At 34.6% G+C, this 5,948-nt stretch carries 5 protein-coding genes; all 5 read left to right on the top strand.

The window, feature by feature from the left end:
* Positions 1-254: 254 nt before the first annotated feature.
* The 5 genes from EAI80_RS11660 to EAI80_RS11640 all read left to right on the top strand — a co-directional run bounded on the left by EAI80_RS11660 (position 255) and on the right by EAI80_RS11640 (position 5,866).
* Positions 255-1,178 carry a hypothetical protein gene (locus EAI80_RS11660; protein WP_022424310.1) on the top strand — a complete coding sequence of 308 codons (924 nt, stop codon included), beginning with the start codon at positions 255-257 and terminating at the stop codon, positions 1,176-1,178.
* Between the two features lie 64 nt (positions 1,179-1,242).
* Positions 1,243-2,523, top strand: coding sequence for a trigger factor (gene tig, locus EAI80_RS11655; protein WP_129982173.1), 1,281 nt, complete (start codon positions 1,243-1,245; stop codon positions 2,521-2,523).
* A gap of 44 nt (positions 2,524-2,567) precedes the next feature.
* Positions 2,568-4,892 (top strand): endopeptidase La, encoded by a 2,325-nt coding sequence (gene lon, locus EAI80_RS11650; protein WP_129982172.1) that lies wholly within the window; start codon positions 2,568-2,570, stop codon positions 4,890-4,892.
* Between the two features lies 1 nt (position 4,893).
* Positions 4,894-5,490 carry a ribosome biogenesis GTP-binding protein YihA/YsxC gene (yihA, locus tag EAI80_RS11645; RefSeq protein ID WP_129982171.1) on the top strand — a complete coding sequence of 199 codons (597 nt, stop codon included), beginning with the start codon at positions 4,894-4,896 and terminating at the stop codon, positions 5,488-5,490.
* A 73-nt stretch (positions 5,491-5,563) separates the two neighbouring features.
* The gene (locus tag EAI80_RS11640) at positions 5,564-5,866 is read left to right on the top strand and encodes a PTS sugar transporter subunit IIB (protein WP_022424314.1); all 303 of its coding nucleotides are present in this window, start codon (positions 5,564-5,566) and stop codon (positions 5,864-5,866) included.
* The last annotated feature ends 82 nt before the right edge of the window (positions 5,867-5,948 follow it).

The following is a 5,948-nucleotide window of genomic DNA, read 5'->3' as shown; positions in this document are numbered from 1 at the left end:
ATCCTTTTTTTCTTTCTATAGATTTATTGACCTTAAGAACATGATAAATGATTTATGAAATAAACAAAACAGATAGCAGAAAACTGCCCCTAAAAAGTTGACAGCATAAAAGCAAAGCCAGGAGTTCATACCCCTGACTTTTTCAAAGCTTGAGTAAACCCCAAGTCTATTTAGTTACTCACATTTAGTAAGGTTTTTTAATTATGTTGACAGATAGTCTAATTTTGATAAAATGAAAACTCAAGGGGGCAAACATGATAGAAGAACTTATTGAAGAAGGCCAGTATCAAGTCGCATTAAGTCGTTTGACAGATATGGATGACGAGATGACTAGATATTATCGTCTTGTATGCTTGAATGCATTAGAAGATTATCAAAGATGTATGCAGGAAGGGGCCGTTGCTAAAATGCAGGCCAATAACACTTATTATGAAGTGACTGCTTTATATTTAAATGCTTTAAAAGAACTTGAAGAATATGAACAGGCAATTAATATTCTTATTGAAGAATTATCTATGCCTTATATCCCTCAGCAGTATGAAAACTTATTCAATGCAGTTTATGATGAAATTATTCTTATGAAGCAGGAAAAGAATTACCAGCTAGAAAACAAGAGTACCATTATGTCTGCACAGGAAATTGGACGTTTACTTGATAGAGATGAAGTGAATGATGATTTAATTTATATGGCACTTGATCAATTACAGCAGTTAAATATCCGTATGATCATGCCTGAAGTAGGAAGATTCTTAGAAAATCCTCATAAGTCATCTTTTGCGAAGACACTTATTATGGAAATTCTGATTGATCAGCAGGTGGATGAAGAATTCACTGTAGTAAAGGGTGATGAAACATATTACTTTAATGGCTCTTATAGTCCTTTGGTATTAGAAAGAGAATGTTATACATTGATTGGTAAATCTCTTTCAAGAGTATTAGAAGATGATAATCCTACGCTTCTCTCACAATGTCTCGATTATCTGGAATATTATCTTTATACTATTTATCCTAAGGATATTATGCCAGAAGACTGTGATCTAGTAGCAGCAACGCTACACTATTACGTTGCAACATTACAGAATATGCCAGTCGATCCATCTGATATAGAAATTGACTACAATTGCGATTTATCAGACGTAGAAAAAGAAATATTAGCACTCAAACAATTAGAGTGTTAAAATGTTGCATTGCATGAATCTTTCATGTATAATAGCAATTGCAAATAGTAAAGGAGATTAAGAAATGAATACAGAAGTTAAAAAACTTGAGAAATCAATGGTTGAAATCAAAGCCGTTTTCGATACAGAAGAATGGGCAGCAGCTCAGGAAAAGGCTTTAAATAAGTTAGCTGGTTCAGTTAAGTTAGATGGTTTCAGAAAGGGACATGCTCCAAAGAATTTAATCAAAGCTAAGATTGGTGCTAAGGCATTAAGAGAACAGGCTGTTGAAGAAATCTTAAGCGAAAACTATGCTAAGATCTTCGTTGACAACAATGTAACTCCAGTTGCTCAGCCAACTGCAAACATTGTTAAGTCTACTGAAACTGAATTAGAAGTAACTTTCACTTGTCCAGTTAAACCTGAATTCGAATTAGGTGAATACAAAGGATTAGAAGTTAAGAAGGCTCAGGTAAGAGTAACTAAGAAAGATGTTGAAGAAAGATTAAATGACTACCAGAAGCAGTTCGCTGAATTAGTAGTTAAAGAAGAAGGAACAGTTGAAGAAGGCGATACAGCTGTTATCGATTATGAAGGTTTCAAAGATGGTGTTGCTTTTGAAGGCGGAAAAGCAGAAAACTATTCACTTGAAATCGGTTCTCACTCATTTATCCCTGGATTTGAAGAAGGTCTAGTTGGTATGGCTGCTGGTGAAGAAAAAGAAATCAACTTAACTTTCCCTAAAGAATATCATGCAGCTGATTTAGCAGGTGCTGAAGTAGTATTCAAGGTTAAGGTTCATGAAATCAAAGCAAAGGTTTTACCTGAAATTGATGATGAATTAGCTAAGGATGTTAATATCGAAGGTGTTGAAACATTAGAACAGTTACAGGAAAAGATCAAAGATCAGATCAGAACTATGAAGAAGGCTGAAGCTGAAAACAAGTTCAATGAAGAAGTAATTAAGGCTGTTGTTGCTAACAATACAATCGATGTACCAGATGCAATGGTTGATAGCGAAGTTATGAACATCATTAACGAAATCAATCAGAACTTATCTCAGCAGGGATTAAACATTGAATTATACACTCAGATGACTGGTAAGACAATGGATGATATCAAAGCTGATGTAAGAGATCAGGCTGAAGAAAGAGTTAAGTTAAACTTAATCCTTGATGAAATCGTTAAGGCAGAAAACATTGAAGTGACTGATGCAGAAATGGAAGATGAAATGAAAGAAATCGCTACATACTACAACATGCCACTTGAAGAAGTTAAGAAGGTTCTTGGTGGTCAGGAATATGTAGTAAAGAGTGATTTAACTCACAGAAAGGCTCTTCAGTTAATTAAAGATAATGTGAAATAAGACGCCTACGCGTCTTATTTTTTCTAAGAAAGGAGAAATAGATTATGGAAAATTTAAATGTAACAGTTGATCTTCCTGTTATTTGTACGCGTGGTATGCTTGTATTTCCAGGACATGAATTGTCTTTGGACGTAGGACGTACATTTTCCTTAAATGCAATGGATTTAGCTGTAAGTCAGCATGATTCTAATATTGTATTAGTCTCACAGATCCATCCTTTAGAAGAAGAAATCAATTTTGACATGGTATATCACCATGCCACACTTTGTAAGATTACAAAACGTATTAAGAAAGATAACCATGGAACAATCAAACTTACTGTAGTAGGTGAAAAGCGTGTTGAATTAGAATCACTTTATACTGAAGGTGAATGCTATTATGCAAAGGTGCGCTATTTAGAAGATATTCATGGTGATCCTAATGAAGAAACTGCGCTAGTACGTAAGTTGACTGAACAGATGCAGTCAATGAATGGTGCGAGTCAGTTATTACCTAGAGAATTAATTTCAAATATTACTCATGGTTTATCAGCAAGTGAACTTGCTGATACTATTGGTCATTATATTAATTCTGATTTAGTGGAAAGAGAAAAGATTTTAGCTGAACCAGATATTAATAAACGTCTTTTGTTAGTTCTTGCATCTATGCAGAAGGAAAAGGCTATTAATGAAATTGAAAATTCTATAAATAATCGTGTTAAGAAGAGTATTGATGAAAACCAGAAAGAATTCTATTTACGAGAAAAGCTTAAGGCAATTAAAGAAGAATTAGGTGATGCACCTAATGGTGAGGATGAAGTTGAAAGATTCCGTTCTATGATTAAGGATAATCCTTATCCACAGAATGTAAAAGACAAGTTAACTGAAGAGTTAGCACGATATGAAATGATGCCTTCTACTTCACCAGAAGCCAATGTCGTACGTACTTATCTTGACTGGATGACTAAGCTTCCTTGGTTTGAAATGACTGAAGATAATCAGGATATTACTAAGGTAGAAGAAATTCTTGATGAAGACCATTTTGGTTTAAAGAAACCTAAAGAAAGAATTGTAGAACAGCTTGCTGTTAAACAGATGACTCAGTCTTTAAAGGCACCTATTATCTGTTTAGTAGGTCCACCAGGTGTTGGTAAGACTTCTATTTCTAAGTCTATTGCACGTGCTTTAGATCGTAAGTTTGTGAAAATTTCTCTAGGTGGTGTGACTGATGAATCAGAAATCAGAGGTCATCGTAGAACATATTTAGGTTCTATGCCAGGTCGTATCATTCAGGGTATGAAAAAAGCAGGTGTTATGAATCCTGTCTTCTTATTAGATGAAATTGATAAGATGGCAAGTGATTATAAGGGTGATCCTACAAGTGCTATGCTTGAAGTATTAGATCCTGAACAGAATTCTATGTTCTCAGATAACTATATTGAAGAACCATATGATTTATCACAGGTTTTATTTATCGCAACAGCAAATGATCTAGGTGGTATTCCTGAACCATTACGTGATAGATTAGAAATCATTGAACTATCTTCATATACAGAACAAGAAAAATTAATGATTGCGAAAGATCATTTAATTAAGAAAGAACTTAAGAATCATGGTTTGACTGATGAACAGTTAACTATTACTGATGATGCGTTAATGTATATTATTAGACACTATACACGTGAAGCAGGTGTACGTCAGTTAGAAAGATTGATTGCAGCAATCTGTAGAAAATCAGTATTGAAGATTCTTAAGAAAACAACTGATCATGTTGCTGTGGAAGTAAACGACTTAGAAGAATTATTAGGTAAAGCACCTTTTGACCATACAAAGAAACAGCCTAAACCTCAGGTGGGTGTAGTCACTGGTTTAGCATGGACTCAGTTTGGTGGAGATATTCTTCCGATTGAAGTCAACCACTTTAAAGGTAGTGGTAAATTCATCGTCACTGGTCAGCTTGGTGATGTCATGAAAGAATCTGCTTCAATTGCGTTAGACTATCTTAAGGCACATGCTGATAAGTATAGCTTAAAGGATATTGATTTTGATAAGCAGGATATTCATATTCATGTACCTGAAGGTGCAGTAAAGAAGGACGGTCCTAGTGCTGGTGTCACTTTAACAACTGCTATCTATTCAGCTTTCACACAAAAGCCTGTACGTGATGATGTCGCAATGACAGGTGAAGTGACATTAACAGGTAATGTATTACCAATTGGTGGCTTAAAAGAAAAGTCTATTTCTGCACATCGTTCTGGTATTCATACAATCATTATTCCTAAGGATAATGCGAAAGATATTGATGATATTCCAGAATCTGTAAGAAACGATTTAACTATCATCACAGCAGATCATATTGATACTGTTTTAGAAAATGCGTTGGAAAAGTAATATGTATACAATTAAAAAAGCCGAATTCATGTTATGTGCAGCCTGGCCTAGTCAGTGGCCAGATGAATCATTACCTGAAGTAGTGATGGCTGGACGCTCAAATGTAGGTAAATCAAGCTTTATCAATACAGTAACCAATGTGCAGGGACTTGCAAAGGTTAGTTCAACTCCTGGTAAAACACGTACTCTTAATTTCTTTAATATCAATGATGAAGTAAGACTTGTTGATGTACCAGGATATGGCTATGCAAAGGTACCAAAGAAGATGTTAGAGCAGTTCTCAGAAATGATTGACAATTACTTACGTAATAGAAAGAATCTAAAAGCGATGATTCTTATTGTGGATTATCGTCATAAACCTAAAGATGATGATGTGACAATGTATGATTACGCCAAGCATTTTGGTATTCCTGTTATTGTTGTCGCAACTAAAGAAGATAAGCTAAAACGTAATGAACTTGTTAAAAATGAGAAGCTGATTAAAGAAACATTGAATTTCGATCCAAGTGACCACTTTGTCCGTTTTTCTAGCTTAAAGAAAAAAGGTGTCAGAGAAGTCTGGGATTGTATCTTAGAATTATGCGAAGAGAGATCATAACATCTCTCTTTTTTTCTTTCTTCACAAACGTCTTATTTTAGTATATAATGTGTCGCAAGAAGGGAGTTTTTGGATGATTAAGATTTTATTATGCTGTGCATCAGGGATGAGTACAAGCTTACTTGTAGAAAAGATGAAAAGAGCAGCGACTAAACAGAATGTCGAAGCTGAAATTTGGGCAGTGAATGCTGAAAATACTGATTTAAAGGATGTAGAAGCTGATATTATTTTCCTTGGACCACAGGTTCGTTATGCAAAGGAAGAAATTCAGAAAACTGTTGGTTCTATTCCAGTATATATGATTGGTATGAAGGACTATGGTATGATGAATGGTGATTCAGTTCTTGCTCAGGCTTTAGAATATCTAGGTAAATAAGTTCATGTCAACCGAAATTGATAATGTCTCAAAAATAATCAAACATTAGCACCACAACGGTGCTTTTGTTTTGCAGCATAAT

This window comes from Catenibacterium sp. co_0103 (genome assembly GCF_004168205.1).
Taxonomy (GTDB): Bacteria; Bacillota_I; Bacilli_A; order Erysipelotrichales; family Coprobacillaceae; genus Catenibacterium; species Catenibacterium mitsuoka_A.
The sequence above is the reverse complement of the archived record's forward strand: the minus strand, read 5'-3'. Positions and strand labels throughout refer to the sequence as shown.